The organism is Christiangramia fulva (assembly GCF_003024155.1).
Lineage (GTDB): Bacteria > Bacteroidota > Bacteroidia > Flavobacteriales > Flavobacteriaceae > Christiangramia > Christiangramia fulva.
On record NZ_CP028136.1, the window covers coordinates 3,504,283 to 3,528,861 of the forward strand.

At 36.3% G+C, this 24,579-nt stretch carries 23 protein-coding genes and 4 pseudogenes; 13 read left to right on the forward strand and 14 right to left on the reverse strand.

The features are described 5' to 3' along the window. Nucleotide 1 precedes the first annotated feature (1 nt). From C7S20_RS15690 to C7S20_RS15715, 6 genes and pseudogenes are all read right to left on the reverse strand, one after another. Nucleotides 2-217: an SHOCT domain-containing protein gene (locus C7S20_RS15690; protein WP_107013361.1), complete on the reverse strand. Its 216-nt coding sequence runs from the start codon at nt 215-217 to the stop codon at nt 2-4. 4 nt (nt 218-221) lie between these two features. Beyond that, complete coding sequence (locus C7S20_RS15695) at nt 222-464, reverse strand: hypothetical protein (protein ID WP_107013362.1); 243 nt, start codon at nt 462-464, stop codon at nt 222-224. Between the two features lie 464 nt (nt 465-928). After that, nucleotides 929-1,462, reverse strand: a pseudogene (locus C7S20_RS15700) (efflux RND transporter permease subunit); the annotation flags it as partial. Nucleotides 1,463-1,568: 106 nt separating this feature from the next. Further along, nucleotides 1,569-1,964 (reverse strand): HYC_CC_PP family protein, encoded by a 396-nt coding sequence (locus C7S20_RS15705; protein ID WP_227009032.1) that lies wholly within the window; start codon nt 1,962-1,964, stop codon nt 1,569-1,571. Between the two features lie 552 nt (nt 1,965-2,516). Then, nucleotides 2,517-3,128 carry a helix-turn-helix domain-containing protein gene (locus C7S20_RS15710; protein WP_107013363.1) on the reverse strand — a complete coding sequence of 204 codons (612 nt, stop codon included), beginning with the start codon at nt 3,126-3,128 and terminating at the stop codon, nt 2,517-2,519. A 56-nt stretch (nt 3,129-3,184) separates the two neighbouring features. Further along, the gene (locus C7S20_RS15715; protein WP_107013364.1) at nt 3,185-3,619 is read right to left on the reverse strand and encodes a DUF2911 domain-containing protein; all 435 of its coding nucleotides are present in this window, start codon (nt 3,617-3,619) and stop codon (nt 3,185-3,187) included. Nucleotides 3,620-3,725: 106 nt separating this feature from the next. On the opposite strand from C7S20_RS15715, the pseudogene C7S20_RS19815 reads away from it, so the two are divergent. From C7S20_RS19815 to C7S20_RS15750, 7 genes and pseudogenes are all read left to right on the forward strand, one after another. Beyond that, nucleotides 3,726-3,953, forward strand: a pseudogene (locus tag C7S20_RS19815) (hypothetical protein); the annotation flags it as partial. Continuing rightward, nucleotides 3,950-4,564, forward strand: coding sequence for a conjugal transfer protein TraK (locus C7S20_RS15725; RefSeq protein WP_107013365.1), 615 nt, complete (start codon nt 3,950-3,952; stop codon nt 4,562-4,564). The pseudogene C7S20_RS19815 and the gene C7S20_RS15725, both read left to right, overlap by 4 nt. Next, entirely contained in the window at nt 4,554-5,483 is a 930-nt protein-coding gene (gene traM / locus C7S20_RS15730) for a conjugative transposon protein TraM (protein WP_107013366.1), read from the forward strand. Before C7S20_RS15725 ends, traM begins: the two co-directional genes overlap by 11 nt. Then, the gene (locus C7S20_RS15735; protein WP_107013367.1) at nt 5,480-6,319 is read left to right on the forward strand and encodes a DUF4138 domain-containing protein; all 840 of its coding nucleotides are present in this window, start codon (nt 5,480-5,482) and stop codon (nt 6,317-6,319) included. Before traM ends, C7S20_RS15735 begins: the two co-directional genes overlap by 4 nt. An 8-nt stretch (nt 6,320-6,327) precedes the next feature. After that, nucleotides 6,328-6,573 carry a hypothetical protein gene (locus tag C7S20_RS15740; RefSeq protein ID WP_227009034.1) on the forward strand — a complete coding sequence of 82 codons (246 nt, stop codon included), beginning with the start codon at nt 6,328-6,330 and terminating at the stop codon, nt 6,571-6,573. Between the two features lie 198 nt (nt 6,574-6,771). Further along, nucleotides 6,772-7,797 carry a nucleoid-associated protein gene (locus C7S20_RS15745; RefSeq protein WP_159039955.1) on the forward strand — a complete coding sequence of 342 codons (1,026 nt, stop codon included), beginning with the start codon at nt 6,772-6,774 and terminating at the stop codon, nt 7,795-7,797. After that, complete coding sequence (locus C7S20_RS15750) at nt 7,784-8,986, forward strand: hypothetical protein (protein WP_107013369.1); 1,203 nt, start codon at nt 7,784-7,786, stop codon at nt 8,984-8,986. The genes C7S20_RS15745 and C7S20_RS15750 overlap by 14 nt, the downstream gene beginning before the upstream one ends. A 45-nt stretch (nt 8,987-9,031) precedes the next feature. Here C7S20_RS15750 and C7S20_RS19970 read toward each other — a convergent pair. The 4 genes and pseudogenes from C7S20_RS19970 to C7S20_RS15770 form a co-directional block, all read right to left on the reverse strand. Beyond that, nucleotides 9,032-9,169: pseudogene (locus C7S20_RS19970) on the reverse strand (hypothetical protein); the annotation flags it as partial. Between the two features lie 48 nt (nt 9,170-9,217). After that, a complete protein-coding gene (locus C7S20_RS15760; protein WP_107013371.1) occupies nt 9,218-10,801 on the reverse strand; it encodes a type IV secretory system conjugative DNA transfer family protein in 1,584 nt (527 codons plus the stop codon). Between the two features lie 13 nt (nt 10,802-10,814). After that, on the reverse strand, nt 10,815-11,846 hold the full coding sequence (gene mobB / locus C7S20_RS15765) for a MobB family relaxase (RefSeq protein WP_107013372.1): 1,032 nt from the start codon (nt 11,844-11,846) through the stop codon (nt 10,815-10,817). 10 nt (nt 11,847-11,856) lie between these two features. Continuing rightward, nucleotides 11,857-12,235 (reverse strand): annotated as a pseudogene (locus C7S20_RS15770) (BfmA/BtgA family mobilization protein). Between the two features lie 447 nt (nt 12,236-12,682). On the opposite strand from C7S20_RS15770, the gene C7S20_RS15775 reads away from it, so the two are divergent. The 3 genes from C7S20_RS15775 to C7S20_RS15785 all read left to right on the forward strand — a co-directional run bounded on the left by C7S20_RS15775 (nt 12,683) and on the right by C7S20_RS15785 (nt 16,480). After that, nucleotides 12,683-12,946 carry a hypothetical protein gene (locus C7S20_RS15775; RefSeq protein WP_159039956.1) on the forward strand — a complete coding sequence of 88 codons (264 nt, stop codon included), beginning with the start codon at nt 12,683-12,685 and terminating at the stop codon, nt 12,944-12,946. A 65-nt stretch (nt 12,947-13,011) separates the two neighbouring features. After that, nucleotides 13,012-13,806, forward strand: a complete 795-nt coding sequence (locus tag C7S20_RS15780) for a GLPGLI family protein (protein ID WP_107014274.1) — start codon at nt 13,012-13,014, stop codon at nt 13,804-13,806. 64 nt (nt 13,807-13,870) lie between these two features. Continuing rightward, nucleotides 13,871-16,480: a carboxypeptidase-like regulatory domain-containing protein gene (locus C7S20_RS15785; RefSeq protein ID WP_159039957.1), complete on the forward strand. Its 2,610-nt coding sequence runs from the start codon at nt 13,871-13,873 to the stop codon at nt 16,478-16,480. A 1-nt stretch (nt 16,481) separates the two neighbouring features. On the opposite strand, the gene C7S20_RS15790 is transcribed toward C7S20_RS15785, so the two are convergent. Both C7S20_RS15790 and C7S20_RS15795 read right to left on the reverse strand, forming a co-directional pair. Beyond that, on the reverse strand, nt 16,482-17,162 hold the full coding sequence (locus C7S20_RS15790) for a response regulator transcription factor (protein WP_107013375.1): 681 nt from the start codon (nt 17,160-17,162) through the stop codon (nt 16,482-16,484). Further along, complete coding sequence (locus C7S20_RS15795) at nt 17,155-18,525, reverse strand: sensor histidine kinase (RefSeq protein WP_159039958.1); 1,371 nt, start codon at nt 18,523-18,525, stop codon at nt 17,155-17,157. Before C7S20_RS15795 ends, C7S20_RS15790 begins: the two co-directional genes overlap by 8 nt. Before the next feature lie 320 nt (nt 18,526-18,845). Between C7S20_RS15795 and istA the strand changes: the two genes are divergently transcribed. Continuing rightward, nucleotides 18,846-20,399, forward strand: a complete 1,554-nt coding sequence (gene istA / locus C7S20_RS15800) for an IS21 family transposase (RefSeq protein WP_107012811.1) — start codon at nt 18,846-18,848, stop codon at nt 20,397-20,399. Between the two features lie 20 nt (nt 20,400-20,419). Beyond that, nucleotides 20,420-21,157: an IS21-like element helper ATPase IstB gene (gene istB, locus C7S20_RS15805; protein WP_107012810.1), complete on the forward strand. Its 738-nt coding sequence runs from the start codon at nt 20,420-20,422 to the stop codon at nt 21,155-21,157. Between the two features lie 735 nt (nt 21,158-21,892). On the opposite strand, the gene C7S20_RS15810 is transcribed toward istB, so the two are convergent. Further along, nucleotides 21,893-23,224 (reverse strand): tyrosine-type recombinase/integrase, encoded by a 1,332-nt coding sequence (locus tag C7S20_RS15810; protein ID WP_107013377.1) that lies wholly within the window; start codon nt 23,222-23,224, stop codon nt 21,893-21,895. A gap of 258 nt (nt 23,225-23,482) precedes the next feature. On the opposite strand from C7S20_RS15810, the gene C7S20_RS15815 reads away from it, so the two are divergent. Beyond that, on the forward strand, nt 23,483-23,758 hold the full coding sequence (locus C7S20_RS15815; RefSeq protein ID WP_227009035.1) for a GIY-YIG nuclease family protein: 276 nt from the start codon (nt 23,483-23,485) through the stop codon (nt 23,756-23,758). Nucleotides 23,759-23,944: 186 nt separating this feature from the next. On the opposite strand, the gene C7S20_RS15820 is transcribed toward C7S20_RS15815, so the two are convergent. Continuing rightward, complete coding sequence (locus C7S20_RS15820; protein WP_107013379.1) at nt 23,945-24,421, reverse strand: hypothetical protein; 477 nt, start codon at nt 24,419-24,421, stop codon at nt 23,945-23,947. Nucleotides 24,422-24,579 lie beyond the last annotated feature (158 nt).

Below are 24,579 nucleotides of genomic sequence, written 5' to 3' on the forward strand. Positions count from 1 at the left end.
TTTATTCATTCGATTCTAATACTTTCTTTTGTTCTTCAAACTCTTCCTTTGAAATTTCACCCCGTGCAAATCGCCTTTTTAGAATATCCAGCGGTTCGTCTCTTCTGGTTCTTTTTCCCCACTGTGTAGGTATCAGGAAAACCCAAATAAGAAAGGCTATCCAGATAAACCACCAAATGAGGTGCATTCCTCCCCAAAATCCATCATAATCGTGCATAGCTTTATTTTTTTTGAGGTTCCTTTTTTACCTGATCTTTGCTGTTATTCTTTTCCCTTAAGTTCTCATCAGATAAGCCGTGAGTGTGATCTCCATGCCGCATAGGCATCATTAAATGAATGGCGAACATTACGATGATAAATGTAAACAGCCAGACATCGCCACCTAATCCTATTGATGGCGCCAGAAAGATGAGCAAAAGAGGTAAAACACATCCGATGATCATCCACAACCGGTGATTTTTCATTTTAGTTTATTTTTAATTATTAAACAATTTATTTAGATAGTATATCAACAAGTTAACTAAAATGTTATTTTTTTAAATATGATAATGCTCACTAATGTTAAAAATTAAATATTTTTTTACATCTGTATGGTTTGGGTATTCTCATCTATTTACCTTAGTTTTATAAATATTCAATTACTTTAATTGATTTATCGAAAAATGTAAAAGACTGATTCTTAAATTGAATCTTTAAATCACATTCAACTTCATCCAAAGGCTGTTGTTCATCGATGAAATATATCTCCCTTCTCAGGATACCTTCAGAGATATCACGTTCCTGAACATAATTTAGGACCTGTTTTTTTTCTAACTAAAACCAGTTCTTATCTCCTTCCACCCTGAAGCTTAAGTCAGCCTGTTAGGCCAATTGACTAGACCTTCATTTTTGATGGTCTTTCCTGCTATTTGTGATTTAAGCCTGTTGCAATAGAGCGAAGCTCTTGAGGCTCCCATCCTCCGGTTGGCTCTCCTGTTTTAGGATTCCGACCTTCCAGGGTGTACCAGTAAACCTGCCCCAGGGCTGTGGCATCCGGTCCTAATGCAGGTTGAACGCCGGGTGGCAAGGTGCCGGCAGGGAGAGAATTCAACTTCTCTAAAATTCTGGACCGGCTCCAGTAGAATTCTACATTTTCTTCAAAAATTATATATATACTAGAGAGGCCAAAGAGGGAACTACTGCGTACTGTTTTAACTCCAGGAACTCCTAAAAGTGTAGTAGTGAGGGGATAGGTGATTTGATCTTCAATATCCTGGGGCGATTTGCCCATCCACTCCGTATAGACAATCTGCTGATTTTCACCAATATCGGGTATAGCATCTACGGGAACGGGATCCCTTGGCATCCAGTCAAGGTTCCAGTTAAAAGGTGCTGTAGCTACTCCCCAGGCCATTAAGGCAACCGTAAGTAAAGCGGTCACCAATTTGTTCTCTAAAAAGAACTTTATAGTTTTATTAAGCATTTCGTTTTAATTCTGAATTAATACTCTTTTGAAGCTGCACGGTTGCAACATCAAAAAAAACTCTGCTCCGGCGGTAAAGCACCAGAGCCTAATTATTAATTCAGAATCAAATTAAGAAGGTCTCGTTCAATATGTGGATTTCCTGAACGATTAAGGGAGGTATATACTTAGTATAAGGAATATCTTTCGCAGGCAGTTCTTCAAAAAGCCCGCTAAATGAATAAGCAAAACTTACAAGAAATACTTGCTGATCAAAACTAAGATCGTAAAAGGGTATCTTCAAATCTTTCTGACCATCAATAGCTATAGAATCATCATAACAACCTTTCTCATCAGCTACTCCGGAATCATGTTCCATTCCGCAGGTATCAGCTTCAAAAAAGACTGATTGGTCCACAAGAAAATCACCACAAAAATGTTGATGTACGGTAAAAGACATTGTAGACAGGAACATTAAAAATGCCAGAGCCGAAGATGATATTTTGTAGAGTGAAGATTTCACTATGTTCCTTCCTTTTACGCCAAAAAGAGATTTTTGACTGCTTTATGAATTAAAAGCCGGCTTTTTTACCAGCGATATTTCCAAAATTATATATTTTTTACTCTTTAAAACATGACATATATCATGTTTTGAGAAATGAATGGCAGAAAATTTTCTCATTTTGTGCAAAATCCTGCCTGTGAACGTAAATCACCATATAGGACATGCCTCATAAAAATTTTAGAAAAAAATTGTAAAGGGGAGTTCGCCATAGAACGAAACTAGTTATTTTTTGGATTGGTTTAATTTGAGTAAAGATTTGAGCACAGGATTTATCCATTTACACCAGAAAAGATTTCAAAGCACCTTAATAATAAAAATTTCAAATAATGAAATTCACAAAAACATTTAGTATTTTTTATTTATCCTTATTGGCCTTCACCACAATTTCCTGTGTAGAGGAAAAAAAGGAAAATGTTGCTCCTGGGAAATATAGGTGAATGAAGATTCTGAAGCTGAAAAAACAGCATCTACAAATTCAGATAATCCAAGCGGTTCAATTTCAGTTTTACCTCAGAACCTATTCAAATCTATTTTTCGTTTTTCTTCTTTATTTTTATAATCTGACGGAATTACACCTGTAGGCTTTTTAAACTGAGTTGATAAGTAAGTAGCACTACTATATCCCATCTCATGAGCAATCTCTGAAATAGTAAGCTCGTTATACTCCAATAGCTCCTTTATTCTTTCTATTTTTACTTCACTATGGAACTTCTGAATATTCTTTCCCTCAAGTTTGGTAAAGATATGAGTAAGATGACTATAATCGTAGTGCAAACGGTTGATCAACAGATCTGAAATCTTCTGTTCTCCAAAATCTTCCTCCTTGTAAATGCGCGCAATTATTATTGATTTTATCTGATTCACCAGTCGCTCATTTTTTTCAAAAATAAGCTCAAATCCCACTTTGTGCAATTGCTCCTGGAGCAACGGGAACTCAAGATCAGAGAGATCCCTTTCCAACTCTGCTTCTCCCAAAGACACTCTCTTAAAAGGAATTTTTAATGCAGTCAATATTTCTCTTACGCTCCTCTTGCATCGCTGGCAAACCACATTTTTAATCTGAATAACTCTATGATTTTCAATATTGATCGAATTCCTGTCAATTAAAATTTCCTTTTTCATGGTTGATGGTTGGTTAGTTAGTTCTTTAGGTTGTACGCTTAGTCATTCATTCACTGTCACTCGGTCCTGACCTGAAAAGGAATACTAATTTTCTTTCTTTCCCAGGTGAGAGAAATTGCTCCTTCATCACTTTCTATTTTTTCAACTTCATAAGTCAGCGCCTCCTGGACATTCTCCAGCGTCTCAGAATGAACTTCCAAAACAACTACGTTTTCTTTTTCATCATATTCATCCTTTCCATGCTGATCCCAACGGGAATTGAACATGACTTTCCAATTTTCTTTTCCGGGAACTGTAAAAAAAGCATACTTCCCGGCAGGCAATATTTTATCACCAATTAGCAAATCCTTACTGGTTTCTATCCAGGTAGCTTTGTGTGCCCCAGCTTGCCAAACTGTGTTGTAGCCAACCAGTCCGCCAAAAATTATCCTGTCACGCACGCGTGGTGAAGAATAATCTATATGAATATGAGCGCCATCAATTATGGCCATGGTACTGGTATGCGGACTTAACACCTTTTTTTTTGTGTTGCCACCTTTTCGGCCTGGTGGTTTTCATGTTGCGCCTGCATCCCACTTGTGGAAAATAATACAAGCAGCACGTAAATATATGCTCGTTCCGGCATTTTTCCTGGTAAACGTTTTTATTAATGCCATATACACGGAAATTAATACCAATTTTTGGACGAACCTTTTCGGTACTGACGTGGGTAGTGATTTTTTTGCCCCGGTAGTTGAACTGGGATCCATCGGGTTTATCTTTTTCCTGAAGTTTAAACTTTACAGGCGGGCAACTTCTTTTACACTAAGACTTTTTACATCATGAAAACACCTTATCAAAATATATATTCCGTGTTAAAGTTAAACAGGTTTGTAATTATTGCTGTAGTTATTTGCGCATTCTCTTCGAGCATCTTTTCGGGATGGATAGCATTTTCAATCAATAAAAAAGCACTAAACAGTGCCTTTGCGGTTAATACAAACGGAGAGGTAATCCCGTTAAAACTGGTTTCCCAAAAAGAAAACTTCAAGGTGGAAGCACTGGCACATTTGGAGTTATTTCACAATTACTTCTATAACATCGATGCCAGCAATTATGAGAAAAATCTTGAAAAAGCACTTTGGCTGGGAAATAGCTCTGTCGATAATCTATACCGTCAGAAGAAAGCTGATGGTGTTTACAACAGATTAATTCAATATTCACTGGTTCAAAAGGTACTTAGTGTTAACTCTGAACTGGAGGAACAAGAAGAAAAGTACAGCTTTAAAACCACAACAATTTTTGAGATCAACCGCGGATCTGTAATTGACACTTATGAGCTGGTTTCCACAGGAAACCTGATCACTGTAGATCGAAATTTCCCAAACAACCCACACGGGTTGCTTATCACCAACTACTTTGAAAACACTTTAAAGAAACTAGATAATGAAAATTAAGAAGAATAAAATAGTGTTTGGGACTGTAATCGCAGTAATATTCATATTTCTAATTTCCTATTCGCTTATGATTCTTGGCGATGACAAAAGTGAAAGCCAAAATTTGAAACAAACCTTGGTGCCTGAACTAGAACAGGAATCGAAGGAATACGATTCTAAACTTGATGCCATAAATGATTTGAGGGAAGTGCGGGAAACCAACGCTCCCAGTATCTACGATGAGAAGCTGATAGATTCCCTGGGTTTTTATGACTCAGATTTAACCGAAAAGGAAAAGGAAAGGATTGTTGACAGTATCTATGAATCCGGACGTATAAAATATTCAGAAGGAATACACCAGGAATTCAGTCCAGAACAAAAATTAGATACCCCCACTGCTCGAGTGGCAAGTGAGGAGACAGAGAAAGAGCAGAAAATCGAGACCAAAGAGATGGGATTGGAGCATCAACTGTTCTTTGCCTCCTCCCCTACTTCAGATAGTAAGCTTATTGCTTCGGATATCCCTTCGGTTGTATATGCTGTGGTGGATGGAAACCAGGTCGTAAAAGCCAATTCCAGACTCCGGATGCGCTTGACATCCACTGCAAAGATCAATGATCAATGGATTCCCAAAAATACTGTTGTCTATGGTTTTATCAGTTTTCAGCCGAACAGGACACTGGTCGAAGTTGAAAATATAGACCATCATCCGGTAAACCTGAAGTCGTTCGACCTCCAGGATGGCAGCGAAGGTATTTACGTGGAAAACAGTTTCCGCGCCGAGGCAACCAGTGAAGTCCTGGATGATATTATTCAGGACATAAACATTCCAAGTGTGCCACAAATTAGTGGAATAACCAAGGTACTTAGGCGCAACAACCGGAACGTAAAAGTAACCGTACTCAATGATTACAAACTCATTTTAAAACCAGGTTTATGAAAACAAATGTATTATTTCTATTGTTCCTCACCGCTTGTGCATTTCACCCCAGTTTGGCACAAGAAAGAAAAATCCTCGACACCATTTTTGCAAATGACCAAAAGAATGTGGCTCTGTTCTTTCCGAAACCTATAAGGCAGGGAATAACAGGTTCTGACAATTTTGTTTTTACATATAACCGGGAAGCGGAACAGCATTTTGGACTCTTACAGGCCAAACCCGGAAAAGAAAGTAATCTTCTGGTAATCAACTCAAACGGCTCTATTTTTTCTTATATTTTAAAATATAAGGAACACCTTGATCAGCTGAATTATTTTGTTTTAAAATCTGACACCATAGGCAATGAAAAACCTGAGGTCATCGGTGAATCGCGGGTAACCAAGGAAGAGCCTAAAGAAAGCGACAAAACCTACTACTACGACAAATTTTGCTCCTTTCTGGTTGAACGCAAACAGAAAATAGGGGGGCTAAAAAAACGGAATCAGGATATCGTCTTAACTGTTGAAAATATTGTATTTGATAAAGAAGAACTGTATTTCGTTATCCATATAGAAAATAAATCGTCCCTGGATTATGATTTAAATTTTCTGAATGTGGGAATTGAGACCAGGCAAAAAGGTAAAAAGAAATCTTCTCAGACCATTTATCAAGAACCAATATTTACATATGGTCTGCCCACTAGAGTCAAAGAAGGTGAAACAGAGAAACTGATCTATGTGCTACCAAAATTTTCTTTGGGAGATGACCGTAGGGTAGTACTGGAACTGAATGAAAAAAATGGCGGGAGAAATATTAAATTAAAAGTACCACATAAACATATCAATAATCCTAATTAAAAAGCGTCATGAAAAGAATCCTCCTTTATTCTGTCATTCTAGCTTTGGTAGGTTGTAATGAAAAGAAAATGGCCCACACAGAGACCGCTAAAATTGTTGCAGAAAGTTTCTACTACAAGGACAATGCTACCCTGAAAAAACATACCACCACCGAAAGTTATGCCATTTTATCAAGCCTCCAGGATTTATTTGCTGAAGATGAAAAATCCGAAATCAACTTTGAAGTCATTGAGGATCCATTAATAGTGACGTAGCCTGGGTGCGCTATTCTACTTCGTTCGAAGAAAAACCGAGCATTTTCAAGTTAGTTAAAGAAGATGGGCAGTGGAAGGTAACAGAGCAGAAACCGCGGGAGGAAGAACCATTTTAATTTAACATTTTGCTATCCGATTTTCGAGTGCTGTGATTTTAAATTACATTAGTGGCCCTAAATGATAGAAACCCTCCACTTTATGGAATTAGAAATCCGACAAATTGCCATACATTATTTAGAAAAAGAAGCTAAAAAAACGATGGCTGATATTGATTACTCCGACCAGCCGTTGGAAAAAAATGAATTTGCTTTAAATCTTATTGAACAAGTCCATAAGGCAGTAAATATCAGTCCAAGCTTAAAAAATGCATCCTTTAAGGAAGATGAAGAAAATAAATTTACCCTCACACTAAAGGATTATATAGAAAATCCATCAGATGATAATTTTTCCTCATTTACACATTCTTTAGATATATTGAGAGAAAAGGTTGCCAAAGAACCTTTTGCGGTAGGGGGATATTATCTCTTCGCGGATTATACTATTCAAAAAGTCAGATATCTTTCAGTAATACTGCTTAGAAAAAAATCCGGGATAAACATTATTAAAAAGGAAGGGGCTTACGTTTTAGATAGTACTGAAAACATAAATATTGAGAAAATAGCGATGGGAGTGAGGCTTAACTTCAGTATCTACAATTCCCAATCAGATGATCGCAATTATTTAGCTTTAATAACCACTCAACAAGACGGGGAAGTGTCAGGTTATTTTAAAGATTGGGTACTTGCAGCAGGCTTAATTAAGAATTCTGTAAATACTGAAAACATGATTAAGCTAATTAAAACAATTCCTTTACCAGTGGACGAAGAGGGCAAAGAACTTTTTAGTCGCGGAGAATTCAATAAAGCTATATTTGAGCAGGTAAACAATAGAAAAGATAAGCGTGTTAATTTATTTGAACTAGGGGCTACTTTCTATGGCGAAGAAAACAGAAATTCTCTTCGAGATTTTGCCGATTCTAACGGGATAACTATAGATTCTGAATTCAAAAGAGACGCACCGAAATGGAAATCGTTGATTTCCATAAAGGCATCAGTTCCAGGAATTAATATAAATGTTGACTTTGATCAATTTGGGCAACATGGAGTGCAAATAAAAAATGGTAAGGTGATTATAAATTCCGAAGAACTGGCTAACTCTATGCAGGAGCAATATGATCAATACTAAGACCGGAAATAAAAATATTGATACATTTTTAGAATGTTATAATAAGAACCTTAAATCTGGTTCACCCAGATATGATGGTAGTAGATTGATACTAAATATTAAGTCTGATTTTCAGGAAGCAATATCAAATATTGAAAATGTTTTTTATGAGGTGAACACGCTGGTGGCAGGTTCAATTGAAATTAAGTTATCTTCTTGTAAAATTACCAATGTCAGCTTTTTTTTTGGCACGAATGATTTTTCTCAAAAATATGACCGCATAAAAAAGAACTTCATTCTTCAAAATATAATTATATTAAATAGTAGCGGACATCATATCCTGAAGAAAGAATATGACACCTATGACGAAGGCAATGCTGTCATTTACAATATTCATGAGTATCATCAGATTTTGGACTACTTCTTACGTACCCCGGAATTTACTCCATATAAGAGCGATACAGATAATCAATTTACCCTGATAAGTAAAACCCACGGCGTATTTAATGTAGGATACAACTTGCCTGATGTTACTTTCTTTCAGAACGTGAATCTAAACGGCTTATTCAGCCGATTCCAAGAACAATTTGAAAAGAAAGAATTTATACAATTTTTTAAGGAGATTGTAATAGCAGGAGTACATAATACTCCTGAAGAAAAACGGTATAATGAAATTATCAGAGAACATAATAGTCTTCTGAATCTCGCTAAAAGAGATTATGAAACCTACGTCTCAAATTTTGCTTTTGATAAAATCAAATCAGAATTTAAAGAAGAGAGAGGGAAATATTTTGAAACTATCGATCGAAATATAGATTCGATTGGTAAGCAAGTAATATCATTCCCTCTTACGTTTGGGGCGACCGTATTCGCAAGTTATAAGGTAAAGGATCAACCTGAATTTTTAATTCTCATACTTGCGGCATATTTACTCTATACAATTATAGCTTTTCTAATCCTAAGAATGACCGCTTATAATGTAAAATGCCTTTGTAAAGACGTTAACGACGAAGAACTAACGATTCAAAAATCTTATGGAGTAATTTATGAGGGGTTCAAATCAGATTTTAAAAAAATTAAGCATAAAATATTAAACCTTCGGTTTATCATTGGTGTGTTATACTTTGTACTAATAATGTTATTACTCCTTTTTACAATTTTCACTTTTTATTATATCGATATAGATTATTTATCCTATTTAATAGAATGAGATCGGTCAATTTAAGCACAGTCAAACTACAATTTAAAGACTCGTTTACACCGCTCTATTTTTTTTAAAATTTTCCACTTGTTCAAAGATTTCCTCACAAATCTCATCTCGTTCTATCGGTGGATAACCATGTTGATCAGGCAATAAAAAGTCCGACTTTAGGGCCAATTTCATGTCTTTTCTTTTGCTCCAGTCCGGGAATTTTGGAAGAAGGAATCTTTAGGCAAGTCTTCATTCACCAAAAATAGACTTTGCTTCAGAATAAATTTTATTAAAATTCTCCTTTAGTTCAGCCTGCGAAAATATTCTATATTTCTCAGGAAGCTGTCTTGAAATATCAGGAAGTTTGAACTGGACCTTTTTATCCTCCCCATCCGCATAGGTAATAAACTCTCCCTGCTTTAAACGAAAAAAGGCATCTGCCCTTATTTTAGGAATTTCCCGTTCCCCGATAGTAATTCGGGTATCAAAATCAAGGCTGTATCCTCGGTTGATACTGGTAGTTTCTTTTTTCACTATTTCGAAGAAGCGTTCATAATATTTAGCCGTGTTTGGATCATTCACCTTCCCGAAAAATTGATAGGAAAGGTTACTTAAAATTGCTTTACTAGCTTTATCACCATACATCATATCGTTTTGAATCTTGTCCTGCATTACGTAAATGGTCGCTATATCGTAACTTCTCAAGGTAGCCGGAATGCGATGCATATTCAATAACCGAATGGTTGGTGCTTCTTCCATCAACAAGAAAGACGGCTTAGAATTGCGCACACTCATTTGTTTAATAACCGTATGGATAATCGCGGCAATAACAGGAGAATAGGATGTTTCAAATTTTGGATTGTTCACGACTGAAATTACAGCAGGATTTTCCGGATTATTAATATTTAATGGCACTTCATCTGCAGACAGGGCCATAAAAATATTTTGGGTGCTTATGCGTTTCAGAGCATTGGCCAGAGTACTTTTCACTCCAGCAGTCTGTCGTTCAGAATCTTTGCCGCTAATAAACGCGTCTGCCATTGCCCTGGATGTTGTGTTGGTCTCTAAAAATTTTATGAGACTATCGGTATCCAAAAATTGGTAAATAGCGATTAGATGGGGTAAAGTGCAAAAGTTAGGATAGGATGTTTTCAGTTTCCAGATCAATCCGCCAATCAGTCCTTCAGCTGCATCGTTAAAAAATTTAGAGGTTCCCGTAGTTCCCGATTCCCGCTGTTCCAGAAGATTTTCAATAAGTACTCTCGAAATCTCATTCACACTTTCTTCGTTTTCAAGATACCGGGGTGCAATGGGATTGACCCTATGAATAATTTTGTCAAAGGAGATAATACGAAAAGGAATATCCGGATTTTTAAATAGCGGGTAGGCCATTTCGGTAAGTTCAAAATCCTTGTAGTCGTGAATAACCCCACAGAAGTTATGTTCCTGGAAATGTTTTAAAAATCCGTAAACGACGCTTTCGGTTTTTCCGCTTCCGGCAGACCCAATAATGGATGCACCGCGTCTGATGTTTTCAATTTTAAAACTTTTCTTGTCTGTTTTAAAAGTTACCCGATATTTTTCAGAGGTATTTTGCTTTAAATCCGGTTTATGCCGAAAAACGTAAAATACCGTATTGACCAACAATAAAGGACAGCCTAAATAAAGTAATGCTTTTATCGCATTATGAGGATAAAACGTAAAGGCTAGTATTCCAAAGAGCAGCATGATGTTTATCAAAAAGGCATATTTTGATAACCGATACAGTGCGTAAAATACTGAAATTGTCAAAACGATCATTAAAAGTATGTGTAGTGGATTAGCTAGTTGCATTAGACTTTTCCCTTTAGATACCTATTGAACTTGATTTTATAGCGATGTCCACACCACGTCTTAAGCGATTAAATACTTTCATTGCCAGTTGTGCCTGTGTAACCGGAATACTTGGTAACATTGGAACATCACTTTCTTTCATTATTCTAAAGGCAATCGCTCTTTCACTGGTCGGCAATTTCATAAGCGAAGCAAAATAGATTTTAGGGTTTCTGATAAAATCCTTGCGAGCCTGATAGGTTTCGGCAAAGTTTCTTTGGTAGCCAAAAGTTCTGTCAAAGGTCTTTTCTGCCCGGTCAAAAAACTTATCCCGGTCGAAGCCCCGTTTTATGTTCTTACCGTGCATCTCGACTTCCGAGGCCTTATGTTTGCTCCCGGGTGAAAGGCTAAAGGTATTGGATACGTCTTTTCTGCTTACGATGATATGGATATGGCTTTGATTTCCTGCCTTTGGCATCCCCTGGACAATTCGCTTCCCGTCTTGTTGCTGCGGAGCCTCCTTTTCCAATCGGTCAATTTTATTCTGCAATAGTTTAATATTGCCTTCAGCTCGCCCCTCTTTAACGTTTCTGATTTCAGTTTTGAGCTGCAATATTTTGGTAGCAAAGGGTTGGTTTTCCCAAATCTGCCAATCCGTTCCCTTAAAAGTTCGTTGGTGTTCTATTTTGGCGTAATATTTTATATCATCGATGTTAATCGGTCTTCCGTTGATTTCCCGATTGAAGGATGCCACATAGTCCTTCATCAGTTCACGGGTGTATCTCTTTAGATCCTCGCTGTTATTCTGTAACCGGTTCAGTTCATATTTGGAAGGACTGACCGTAATCGAATAGAATTTCGGCTCGGTCTTTTTAAGCTTGGCACCATTTCCATCAATTTCCTTTACAACTTCATCCGCTGATATTCCCTCATCATATTGATTGAAAAAATGTTCCATAGCTCCCTGTTCCAAGCCCTGGTTTTCTTTCTCCAGATAGCCCACAAAATCCGCTGAACTTTGTGAGTAATTGTTCCCTAATTTTTGGGGTGTGATGGTGATGTACATAGCTCAAAAATTAGAGTTCGCTGTTGTCGTTTAGCTTTTCCCGAAAACCTACTTCATTCTTTTCTTGAAGGATTTTCTTTTCCAGAATCAAGGGCTTCTTTTTGGGTTCCTCGGTTTGGAAAAGAGATTCCAACATTGCGACGGTGGGTTTGGTCTGGCTCTTTTCCATATCCCTCATAATGGCAATCACCGCATTGATTCGCTTCTTGATTGAAGCTTCGATTGTCCTTCCCGTAGGCCCTAGTTTTTCCTTTGGGGAAATTTCGTTGTAGAAGAAAAAGTCAAGCATTGTATCTAATGCTTCAGTGTGTGATTTGAAGTGTTTTTGAAAATTCCTGAAAACGTTTTGCCGTTTTCTTTTTAAACCTGATGCCGATAAATGAGTCCATAATTCGCCGATTTGTCGCAAATCCTTCCCTAAAAATGGGCATTCACAGGGCATTTGTCGCAAAGTGTAGAAAGTCGGGAATTTATATTTTTTACAATACGCTGAATATGAGCGTACTAAAAACAGAAAGGAGTGCTTAACATCGCATCGCGTGTTACCCTCTTGCTTGCTTGTTTTACCACTCAACCATGGAATGCTTTTTTTACTTCAATTCATGGGAGGCAGAACATGAACCTAATCACTATTAGTATCATGCCCGTTTCATAAGCAATTCCACTGTAATGGCCATCAACTGGGTTTATGGAAGTTGCTTTCCCTTCTCGCTCCGAATCAACTGACGCTATCATTCTTGATTAACACTTTTTTACATTAAATAACAATGATTAACTATGTTCCGGTAAATGAATGCTTTGTTTTAGACCATTACTAATCACAAATTATTTAAATTATGAGAAAGTTATTTTTACTTTCAGCATTTGGACTTATGTCTATGGGAGCTTTTGCCGCTAATGACAAAGCAAAACCAGAGTTTTCGAATCTCGAGACTGAAGTTATCGGAAGCAGCATGGAAACCATGGAAGCTGAAACAACTATTGACGTCGTAAGGGCTGAAATCATCGTAAACTGTGAGGATGGATCTTCTTACACTGTAAGTTGCGATACATGTAGTACCTCTCAGCTTGTGGGAATAGCAATGGCTTTATGCGCCTAGACAACATGCCCTTCCTCTTATTACCAGGGGAAGGGTTTTTTTCAATTAAATACAACTATAATAATATGAGATTTTTATTATTTTTTTTCTTTATAACCTCAATTACGGTTTGCCAGGCTCAGGATAAGGGTATTGTTTATTATGGTCACATTGAGAGTCCGGGAAAAGGCGGTCCAGTCGGTCTCGACTTTAATGCATATCTAGTTTTTAATAAAGAAGCATCCTATTACGTTTCAGCTAAAGATTCTCTTGAAAAGCAGATGGAATTAGAAGAAAACCAAATCAAAGAGGTAAATGGAACTAAACAAATTTACCTAGGAAAACATACACTACCGCAAGGTAAGCAGGTTTACTATAACCGTAAAAAAGACAGTCTGTGGTGGAATAAAAAATATAAAGAACCAGTTTACGGACGAGAGAAACGAACCCAAATAGATTGGAAGTTAGGTTCTGAAACAAAAACCTTCGGTGATCTTACCTGCCATAAAGCAACCGGTGCTTTTAGAGGAAAAAATTATACGGCATGGTATACTGATGCAATACCATTACCCTATGGTCCATGGAAACTACAAGGGCTGCCAGGCTTAATTCTAGAAGCATACGATGATAAGAAGGAGATGTATCTTTATTTTAAATCTGTTGAATATCCGCTAGAGAGAAATCTTACTGTCGGACCGATGGATAAACCTAAAGTAGATAGTCAATATCCATATATTTCAATTGAAGAATACAAGCAAACCCTAGATAAATTAGTTGAACGTAATAAGACAAAAGCTATTCTTATTGCAAAACAAATGGGTGGTGATGTGACGGTTAATCCTGGGGGTATTGAAACCCTTAGCGTTGAAATATTTGATTAATACAATATTCTTATTATACACAAGAACCCCATGTAAAATGGGGTTTTATTTTTATCCATCCTTAATGAAGTACATTCTCCTACTTTTTTTATTTCTCCTTTGCGGAAGCAATTATGCGCAGGAAATGGTTATTCGGGGAACTATTAGGGATAAGCAACTTCAACCTCTTTCAACAGTTCTATTACAAGCGAGGAATTCACAAAATCAAGTTCTTGACTATACATACAGCGACCAAAATGGACATTATCATTTAAATTTTATAAAAAACAACGAGTTAATAATTATTGAAGCTTCCAGTTTAGGATTTTCATCTATTAAAAAGGAAGTAACAATTGCCGATCAAAAAATGTTGGAGGCTCTGGATTTCGAATTGGAAGAAAAAGCGGAGTCTTTAAAAGAAGTAATTGTTGAAGGTCATCAAAAAATTAGAATAAATTCTGATACCACGTTTATCCGTGTTTCACAATATGCTACCGATACGGAACAAACGGTTGAAGACCTTTTAAAAAGATTGCCTGGTATTGAAGTTTTACCCGACGGAAGTATTAAAGCCCATGGTAAGCCTATTGAAAGCCTTTTAGTGGAAGGAGAAAATATACTTGATAAAAATTATAAAATTCTATCTAAGAATCTAGATGCAGAAACCCTCGAAGAAGTACAGATTTTAGAAAATTATGAAGAAAATCCTATTTTTAAACAATTATCAAGCTCTGAAAAAGTAGCTCTTAATTTAAAGCTCAAGGATAAATTCAAATATGTCTTATTTGGTAATATTTCCGGAGGGTACGGTTTGAAAAACCGATATGAAACAGCCTTAACCTTGGGATTACTTAGAAAGCGAATTAAATTATTAGAATTTAGTAATGCTAATAATACCGGGAACAAAGCAGCCAACTTATTACAAAGTGAAAGAACAGTAATCGATCTATCCCAAATGTTTCAAAAGATCGAGAAACAGCCATTAACTATTTTTTCGATTGATGAACAAGAAGAAAATATTTTCAATAACAGAAGTATTTTCAACACATCCATGCTGCATTCAATCGGATTATCCACTAAAATGAATAATGAACTATCTTTAAGAGGGGATGTAACTGTTATTTCAGACATAACCACGCAAGATTATCAGGCTCAGACCGAATATTTCACGGGTGCGAACAGCACTACTTTTTTTGAAACCAGCAGTTATAAGAATAACAATAGAATAGGAGATACGGAGCTAGAAATTAAATTTACCCCCAACTCTAGCAATTACCTCATTAATACTGTAAGTTACAATATGAATCCTCACGATGCCTTGAATAGCATCACATTAAGTGATCAAGAGATTAGACAACAAAATGATATTAATTCAGAAAAGTTTTACAACCATTTAGAACATACATATTTGGTTACTAAAAAAAGCGCATTGAACAATTACCTTTATTTCGGGTATGGTGATTCTAAAGAAAGTGCAGAAATTATTTATCCAAGTTTGAGTGAGCTGTTTAAGAAGGAAATCGATGAAACCTTTTATCAGGATGTTCGCAATAAGTTCAATTATTATGGTTTGCAAAGCACCCTGCTTACCAAATCTCAAAAATGGGAAAATCATTTGCAGTTACATATTCATAATGAGGTAGAAACTGCAAAAAGCAGTCTTATTACTGAACAGGAAGAAAGTTTTGAAGGATACACTAATAACCTGAAAATTGATAATATTTTTGTAGCAATAAGTAATTCCTTAAAATTTAAACTCACCCAGGATAATTACCTAAGGGGAGGTATTTCTCTCAAGAGGAGTTGGTTTAATGGTGACGAATATCTTCTTAAAAATGCCAATTTCACTTTACGGCATAAATTGAAAAATAAGGGAGTAGTTCGATTAGGTTATAGTTTTAAGGAAGAATTACCTGAGTTGCAATTACTTTTACCTAATTATGCGCTGAATTCGTATCAGGATTTTATCAGTGGTTCTGATGATATCAAAAAACTGGGAAACTCTGTGTTTTCTTTAAACTATAGTTTATATAATGATATTAAAGGGTTCTCAATAAATGCCTCTGCTTTACATACTATAACTCATTCTGGATATGCTCCGGGAGCATTTACAAATGAAAATTTTATTTTTAATGAGTTCATACCTTCACCTAACGGTAAAAATACCTTAGCTAATTTGATCTTAACTAACTATTTCAGTAAGCTTAAACTGGCAACTAAGGTAGAAACCAACCAGAGCTTCATTCAGTCTCCATTTTCTATTGATCAAACTAGTGAGCTTAAGCTTCAGAATTATTCAGGAGATTATTCATTTTCCGTGAGTTCCTATTTTGATAAATGGTTTAATTTTTCAAGTGGTTTTGCCTATCGTTATTCTTCTTCCGAGCTTAGAGATGAAACTAATTCTTTTGAAACATCGAAAGTCTTTGCTGACTTCGATATAAAGATTTTTGAATCTATAAAGTTCAATCTCAACAATGAACTTTACGTTTTAAACAAAGAAAATTACACCTTTATGAACGCAAATATCGTATACGAACCCAAGCAAAGCAGATGGTCAGGAACCGTTCAATTGAACAATCTATTAAACGAGCGTGAATATCTATTACAAAGTATTAATTCCTTTAAGTCGTATCAGAAACGGATTAGTCTTGTCCCTGCCTATGCGCTATTGAGTATCAAATACAGATTTTAACTTAGCCGATTAACTTATAACCGACTCCTCTAACATTCAAAATTTTCAGCGTTTTATCTTTATGCAACAATTTCCTGAGTTTACTTATAAATACATCCATACTCCTGGATGAATAGAAATCATTATTTGTCCACATTAAATCCAAAACCGTATTACGTTCTACTATCTGATTTTTATTCTGGGCTAAAAATAAGAGCAATTGACTCTCTCTGCTTGTAAGGGTCTCAATTTTTTCTTCCTTATACTGCAGTGTTTGGTTATTCGGATTGAACTTATACTGCCCTAAAATTAGCTCGTGCATGTTATCCTGCCTAGGTTTCCGGTTTACTAGGTTTTTTACACGTACAATTAGTTCTTCTATACTAAAAGGCTTTTTGAGATAATCATTTCCACCAGTGTCAAAACCAGTAACTACATCCTGGGGTTGAGATTTGGCAGTAAGAAAAATGATTGGTGTTTGAGTATCATTACTTCTAATCTCTTTTGTTAAAGTAAGTCCATCCTTTACAGGCATCATAATATCAACCACCAAAATATCAGGAGAATGATCCTGATACATTTGGAAAGCTTCTTCCCCGTTTCGGGAATGTAGTACAATAAAATCACGTGTTTCCAGGCTTTCTTTAATTATCTGAGCCATAGTTATTTCGTCTTCAACTAATAACAGTTTTATTTTATTCATTAGGTATAGAAATGATAAATGAGGTCTTATTATTTTTTAAAACGATTTCTGCAGCACCATTATGTTTTTCGGCTATTTTTTTAACATAATATAAACCAATACCATATCCTTTTACGTTGTGAAGATTGCCTTGCGGCACACGATAAAATTTATCAAAAATATTAGTCGCCTGCTCTTTGTTCAAGGTATTTGCATTATCGCTGACCCGAATTTTTAATTCCTTTTTATTCTCAATGTTTACTTCAATTCGATTTCCTCCATACTTAATAGCGTTATCCAGTAAAGCCCCTAAACAATTACCAAGATGGAACGGTTCAATATTGGAGTTGCTTTTCGAATCTTCAGAAATTTTAAGAATAATTTCTTTTCCATTAGAATTCATCCTATAATTTTCAACAATATCTGCTGCCCATTTTGGGATATCTACCGAATGTTTGTCAAGTGTCCAATTTTCAGAATCTAAAAGTGCGGTATCCATAAGTTGATCAACCATTTTTTCTAACTTTTTAAGCTGTTGATCAGAATAGTCTAGATATCTATTTGTTTTCTCAACATCGTGGTTTGTATTGAAAAAACGTATGCTTTCAATGGCAGCGCCAATAGTTGCGATTGGAGTTTTAAATTCATGTGTTATATTGCTAATAAGGTCATTTTTTATTTCAGAGAGTTGTTTCTGCTGCTTTATCACCCATTGCAAATAAAATAATGCAAATAGGATTGAGGTCATTAATAAAAGGGAAATAAGTATACTTAGAAGACTTTTTTTTACGATGATTTGAATTGCATTTGGAAATTGCAACTCTAAGCTCTCCCGATTTTTCAAATAGGTAGATTTTCCAGTTACACTAAATTCACCTGATGAGAAGGATTTGCTCAGAGAGGTAGCAAAAAGTGAATCTTTTTTATAATGATTTAATTTATACGGAATGTTATAATCCCTTCTTTTGAGTTCGGCGTTTAGGAGACTTTTTAATTTTTTAAAATTAATAGAGTCTTCATTGATTGATATATAAATATCCTTTATGTTATTTAACATCTTCAGACTGTCCGAAGATTTACTAACATTCTTTGAATCGGTAGTATCAGGACGGAATTTATCTATAATTTTTTTATTCCCACCAGTGATGGTAAAATTGTCAGGATTTTTACCGGATTCTCTTTCAACCTTCAACGAAACCGAATTTTCCTTCGCAAAATCCACAAAGTAATTATCGATAGCAACGTCCAGTGCATTTTGTATTTCGTTTTTAAAAGCCACCGTATTTTTCTGGTATTCTGTATAACTCCAATAGAGCTGAATGGTTATAGTTACAGCTATAACAATAATTAATAAATAAGGGATACGTTGATATGATTTTTTCATTATTCCGTTGAAGATACTAATTAATAAATTCATCAAGGTATTTATGATTGTGGGTGCTAACAATGCTGTAAAAGATTTATCATATATTTTCCAGATTAATGAGAACAGCAATTTTTGAAATAAATATTTTTAGTGGCTATTTCGGTTCGAATTGTGCCAGTCATTTCGGTCGGTTAGTGCCAGGTATTTCGGTTTGATTTGTGCCACTTCCGGTGTGGATTAAATCTGTAACGGTTCAAATTGTGCCACCCGTTTCGGTTCGTTTTGTGCCACTTTGAAAGATCAAGTAACTCCTATCTTGTCGCAAAATGTGAGAAGATATGGCCAATACACTTGATCCTATGGACCTGAAACAAATTATTACTTTACATCTTGACGGGTATAGCAACCGTAAAATAGGGATTACTCTTGGCATCTCCCGCAATACGGTGAACTCCTACATGAAGCTCTTCAAGGCATGTGACTACAGCTATGAAGAGCTCCTGCGCTTTGATGATCCCGCTCTGAAAGAACTCTTTCCCTCTCATTCCACCATCGACAACCAGCGTTACGATGAGCTGATGGTATATTTTGAGGGGGTCAATAAGGCCCGGAATCATCCTGGGTTTACCTTTCTCCATCACTATCAGGAGTATGCCCAAAGGGCCAGAGAACCCTATAGCTACACCCAATTCATGGAGCATTACCGCAGGAAGTACTCCAAGATCAAAGGATCTATGAAACTGGAGCACGAGGCCGGGAAAGAGATGTTCATCGACTTTACAGGCAAAAAGCTTCATGTGGTTAACAAGGAAACCGGAGAGTTAGTACCAATGGAGGTCTTTGTAGCTATATTGCCTAATAGCCAGTATACCTATGTGGAGGCTTGTGAGAGTCAGAAACGAGAAGATCTTATCTCCTGCTGCGCCAATGCTCTTCGCTTTTACGGTGGAGTTCCCCAGGCTATCGTCTCGGATAATTTAAAATCTGCAGTAACAAGAGCCAGTAAATACGAACCAGAAATAAACCGCAGCTTTAAAGACTTTGCAAGGCATTACAACTGTGTCATCAATCCTACCCGTAGTTATGCACCTCAGGATAAGGCCCTGGTGGAAAATGCTGTACACCTGGTTTACCAGCGGATCTACTATCCGATGCGTGAGATGACCTTCTTCTCCCTGGAAGAACTAAACCGAGAGATAAAGCGCTTGCTTGTGAACTACAACACGCTTTTGTTCCAGCGAAAGGAAGCCAGCCGCAGAGAACTTTTTCAATCCGTGGAACGGGAGTATCTAAAGCCTCTGCCGTCACAGCCATACGAAATGAAGGACTACAAAAGAGCCAAAGTCCAGAAGATGGGATACGTGTACTTCTCTCCGGATAAAAGTTACTACAGTGTTCCTTACCGCTATATCGGAAAAAGAACCTTGATCCATTACACAAGAACTACAGTAGAGGTGTATTACAATCATCAGCGGATAGCCCTTCACAAGCGGAATCCGGCAAAAGGCACCTACATTACCAATAAAGAACATCTGAGCAGCACCCATAAAGGATATACTGACTGGAGCCCGGAGTTCTTCGAAAACAAAGCTGCTCCTCATGGAGCTCATGTGCTGAGTTGTGTAAAAAAAATACTGGCAGCTACCGAATATCCGGAAATAGGATATAAGCGCGCTATGGGGCTGATCCAGCTCCACAAAGCTTATGGATCTAAAAGATTAGACAGCGCCTGTAAGAGGGCTCTGGCAGCAGATACATCATCCTATAAGCGGATCAAGAACATCCTGGAGAATAACATGGACAAAAACTCCCTGTTCCATCAGGACCTGGAAGAAAATCAAACCCATATCCCGGTACACCAGAATATAAGAGGCGCCTCAGCCTATCAGTAAAGAATCTTTAAATCAATATCATGAACAACAATCAGACTATCGAAAAATTAAAACAAATGCGCCTGGGTGCTATGGCCTCCCTGCACCTTCAGCACATCAAGGATAACCGCCTGGAGTCTCTCACTGCCGATGAATACCTGGCTCTCTTGACAGATCATGAGTGGGATCATCGTCAGAACAGAAAGATCGACCGGCTGCTGAGCCAGGCTAACTTCAGGCAAAAAGCAAACCTTACAGATGTGAATTACACCCAAAACCGAAACCTGGATAAGAACATGTTTACCCGTCTTGGAACCCTTGACTTTATGAACCGAAAGGAAAACATTATCCTTACCGGCGCTTCTGGAGTAGGGAAAAGTTACCTGGCTCAGGCTTTAGGTCATGAAGCTTGTATAATGGGGCACAGAACTATTTACTCCAACACTGCACGTCTGTTCAAAAAGCTTAAGCTCAGCAAAATGGATGGTACTTACCTTAAGGAGCTGAAAAAACTCCTCAAGGCAGATCTTCTTATTCTTGATGATTTTGGTCTGCAGGCCTTTGATAATCACGCCAGGGAAACTCTCATGGATATCATTGATGATCGATACAATAAAAGTTCAACCATCCTCTCATCCCAAATCCCCGTCTCCGCCTGGTACGACATTATTGGAGAAGGCACTATTGCAGATGCTATTTTAGACCGGATCGTCAACTCCTCACACCGCATAGATCTCAAAGGTGAGTCGTTGAGGAAAGGTGTTTTAAAAAACGAGTAGATTAAATTTTTATATAATTGCAGTATCTTTTAAAGTGGCACTGTTTGAACCGAAATAGGTGGCACGGTCACTCCGAAATAGCCATTTTTAGAACCCGGTTTTGTACAATACGGGAATGGGAGGAGCCTAATTGAAGAATTAATCTTTATTTTTTTTGCCAGAAAGAAAGGAGTAATTACTGTAAGTCAATAACCTTAAAAAATGCGAGCTGCCAACGAAGTATCAATGACAAGATTTTTCCTATATCATTTTTTAAACTTTTGAGATGGCAGTAATGGATCTTAATTCCAACTTTTTGTTTTCGGCTACAAAATCCGACAAAAACTTCCTACACCATGTAGAATAGTCTATTAAGTCAAAGATGTAAATGTATTTTGGTTTAAACAAAATTTAATTCAGCCTCAGTTTTTAAATTAAAAAGCCAAGGGAATCATTAGAATTTGTATGGAAGATGTTCTTAATAAACATGCGCAATCAAGAATAATCGGTAAAAAATAAATCATTTACTACCTTTACAGAACAGAAAAGAGCAAATAATATTTTCTCCTCAAGTTCTTAGATATTAGTGAATGATTCGGTGAACAAATTGAAGATATACTGGGCGAGGTACCGTGGATAAAGAGATTGCTCTCAAAAAGAATATCCTGCCACACTCATAATCTTCCATAAGAGCGTGAATTTCACCTTCTCATATTGGTTGCTAATTATATTCTTCACAAAATAATCTTCACATATTCAAAAATTTATCACACTATCCAAAGCTTCATCAGCATCTCGATGAATGAAATTGGCCTGATAATTCAGAGTAGTCTTTAGATTACTATGACGATAGAGCTTTTGCAGCATCAAAGGATGAATTTTATCACCTGCAATATTCCCAAAGCTGTGTCTTGCAATGTGATTGGACAAATTTTTATCTATACCACATTCCTCTGCAATTCGTTTTAGATATTTATTGAGAAGTTTGGTAGCATTTTTTGTTTTAATATAAATTTCTTCAGCATCTTTAGGATGGACATTTTTTAGAAAAGGAAATACATATCCATTATAAAGTATCTTATCCTTTCTGTAATAGCTTAATATTTTTTCGGCTTTATGAGGAATTTTTAAGCTCAACGCCTTTTCATTCTTATTCATTACATAATAAAGACGATTATCCTTAAAATCAGACCATTTCAGTTTAACCACATCAGAAATACGTATGCCTGCAAAATAGAAAGCAAACAGCCATACATTATGAGTATGCCAAATTGAAGCACCTTCTTCAAATTTTAGAGCTTCTATTTTTTCAACCTCTTCTATAGTTAGTCCGATTTTATTACCAGAACCAATTCGAATTTTCTCTTTTTCCCCTGCAAAAGGATAATACTTTTGATCAATAATACCTTCTTTTATTGCTAAGTTAAAAAGTGTTCTAATAAAAATAAGCTGATTAGTAACAGTTCTGGTTGTTTGGTTTAAATAAGAAAGACAAAAAGTTTTATATTTATTTATAAATGCCTCATCAATTTCCTGAAATCGTAAAGCTGTACTTTTTTGGAAATAGTTCACTCCATCCATCCACATATATTCGGCTTTTTTTGCCCTACTTATACGCTCTCTACGCCGTTCTTTGATCTCTTTAGTAACTGTAGATTTGTTTTTAGATTTTTTTAGATTTAAAAATTCTTCTAAATTATAGAGGATTGACAATTCGGATTTGGCTACAGAGAATGTCCCCCTTTCATATTTGTCTTTTATACGTTCAGCTGCTAATGCAAAAAAAGATTTTAAGCCCCCAGGTCCTTTTAATTTTTGTTTGATTTGTTTGGGAGTAATACGATCTTTTGACTCAAAATAAATATCATTGACCTCGGTCAACTTTTTCATCAAAAAATTGTTCAATTTTCTATAGTTGGGATGAGTTCTTTTAACTTTTCCAGCAGTTTTATCCCAGTCCTTTTCAAAAACATATTGTCCAAGCCAATGATAGTTTGTTTTATAATTTTCACTAATCCTCAATGCAAGTGGAATTGTGCCATCCTTTCTTATCATGTTCTTCCGTAAAACAATCTTTACATTAGCCATAATGATCTGATTTAAAACTTAGTAAAGATAGTGAATTGTTTAGGCACTTAGTACAGAATAAGTACAGAATAGTACAGAATAAGTACAGAATAATTTGAATTTAATACCTTCTAATTATAATCAGATAATATATAAAGCACTGTAAATCAAATATTTTGAGTGGTTTTAGTTGAAATTGCATAGATAAAACATCAAGTTCATAACCCGGAGGTCCCGAGTTCAAATCTCGGTCTCGCTACATAAATCCCCCGATCTTTTTTGGGGGATTTTTTTATGGAAGAATTGGTGACTTACGTGCTGTATTCCAAGAAATTCGATAAAATATACATCGGGTTCACTTCTTCTATCATTCAAAGATTCTACTCTCATAACCTGCTGGCCACCAAAGGTTATACGATAAAATTCCGGCCGTGGATGGTGATTTTAGTTGAATTTCACAAATCTAAAACCGAAGCATTAAAAAGGGAAAAATTTCTCAAATCAGGTAAAGGGCGTGAAATGATCAAAACACAAATTTTACCCAATTACATATAGTCGGATTCATATCCGCCAGAGGCGGACCCGAGTTCAAATCTCGGTCTCGCTACTACAATCCCCCGATCTTTTTGGGGGATTTTTTTATGGAAGAATTGGTGACTGGTGGAGAGATAGGATTCCTATTGAAAAAAATATTTCGGATCAAGACCATTTCTGGATTGCCTCAAATTAAAATCTGATTTATTAGAAAAAATACCAGCCATGGCTGCCTGCCACTGCACCAATGATGGTAATTAAGCTTAAAATAAGTAAAACCCAATGCGCCCGGTGAAGAATATTAAAAGTCTTTTCAGGGTTCTTTATGCCATATTTTTTAAAAAGCTTATGTAGCACGAAAGGTTCCAGAATAAACAAAACAATGGTGAAGATCAACCAAATGCAAACCATCGCGTGCAACCACCAAAACTGAATATATTTAAAACGCTCCCAGGCATCCATGGAATACAACATAAAAAGTCCGCTTAAGGCAGTTAGAACGGTGGTGATCTTTGCCTGTAAAGAAAACCTGCCTTCAATCTTTTCAAAAGTTTCCATCCGTTCTTCAGGAGAATTCATTCTTTTAACCGCTGGAATAATTACCGTGGTAACCATGGCCACTCCGCCAATCCAAAAGACAACCGCGAGTACATGAATAACTCTTGCGAGGCTTAAATAATCCATAATCGAAATTTCAAATTTTTGAGATGGCTAATATTACAAAAGCTTTTAAAATTAAATTCCTTTCCCTATCATAGTTTTAAAGAAACCTGATTCTCATCATATCCTGTGAGAATTTAAGCTTTTAGTTTTACTTCTGTAAAGAATAATGCTGTTCAAAA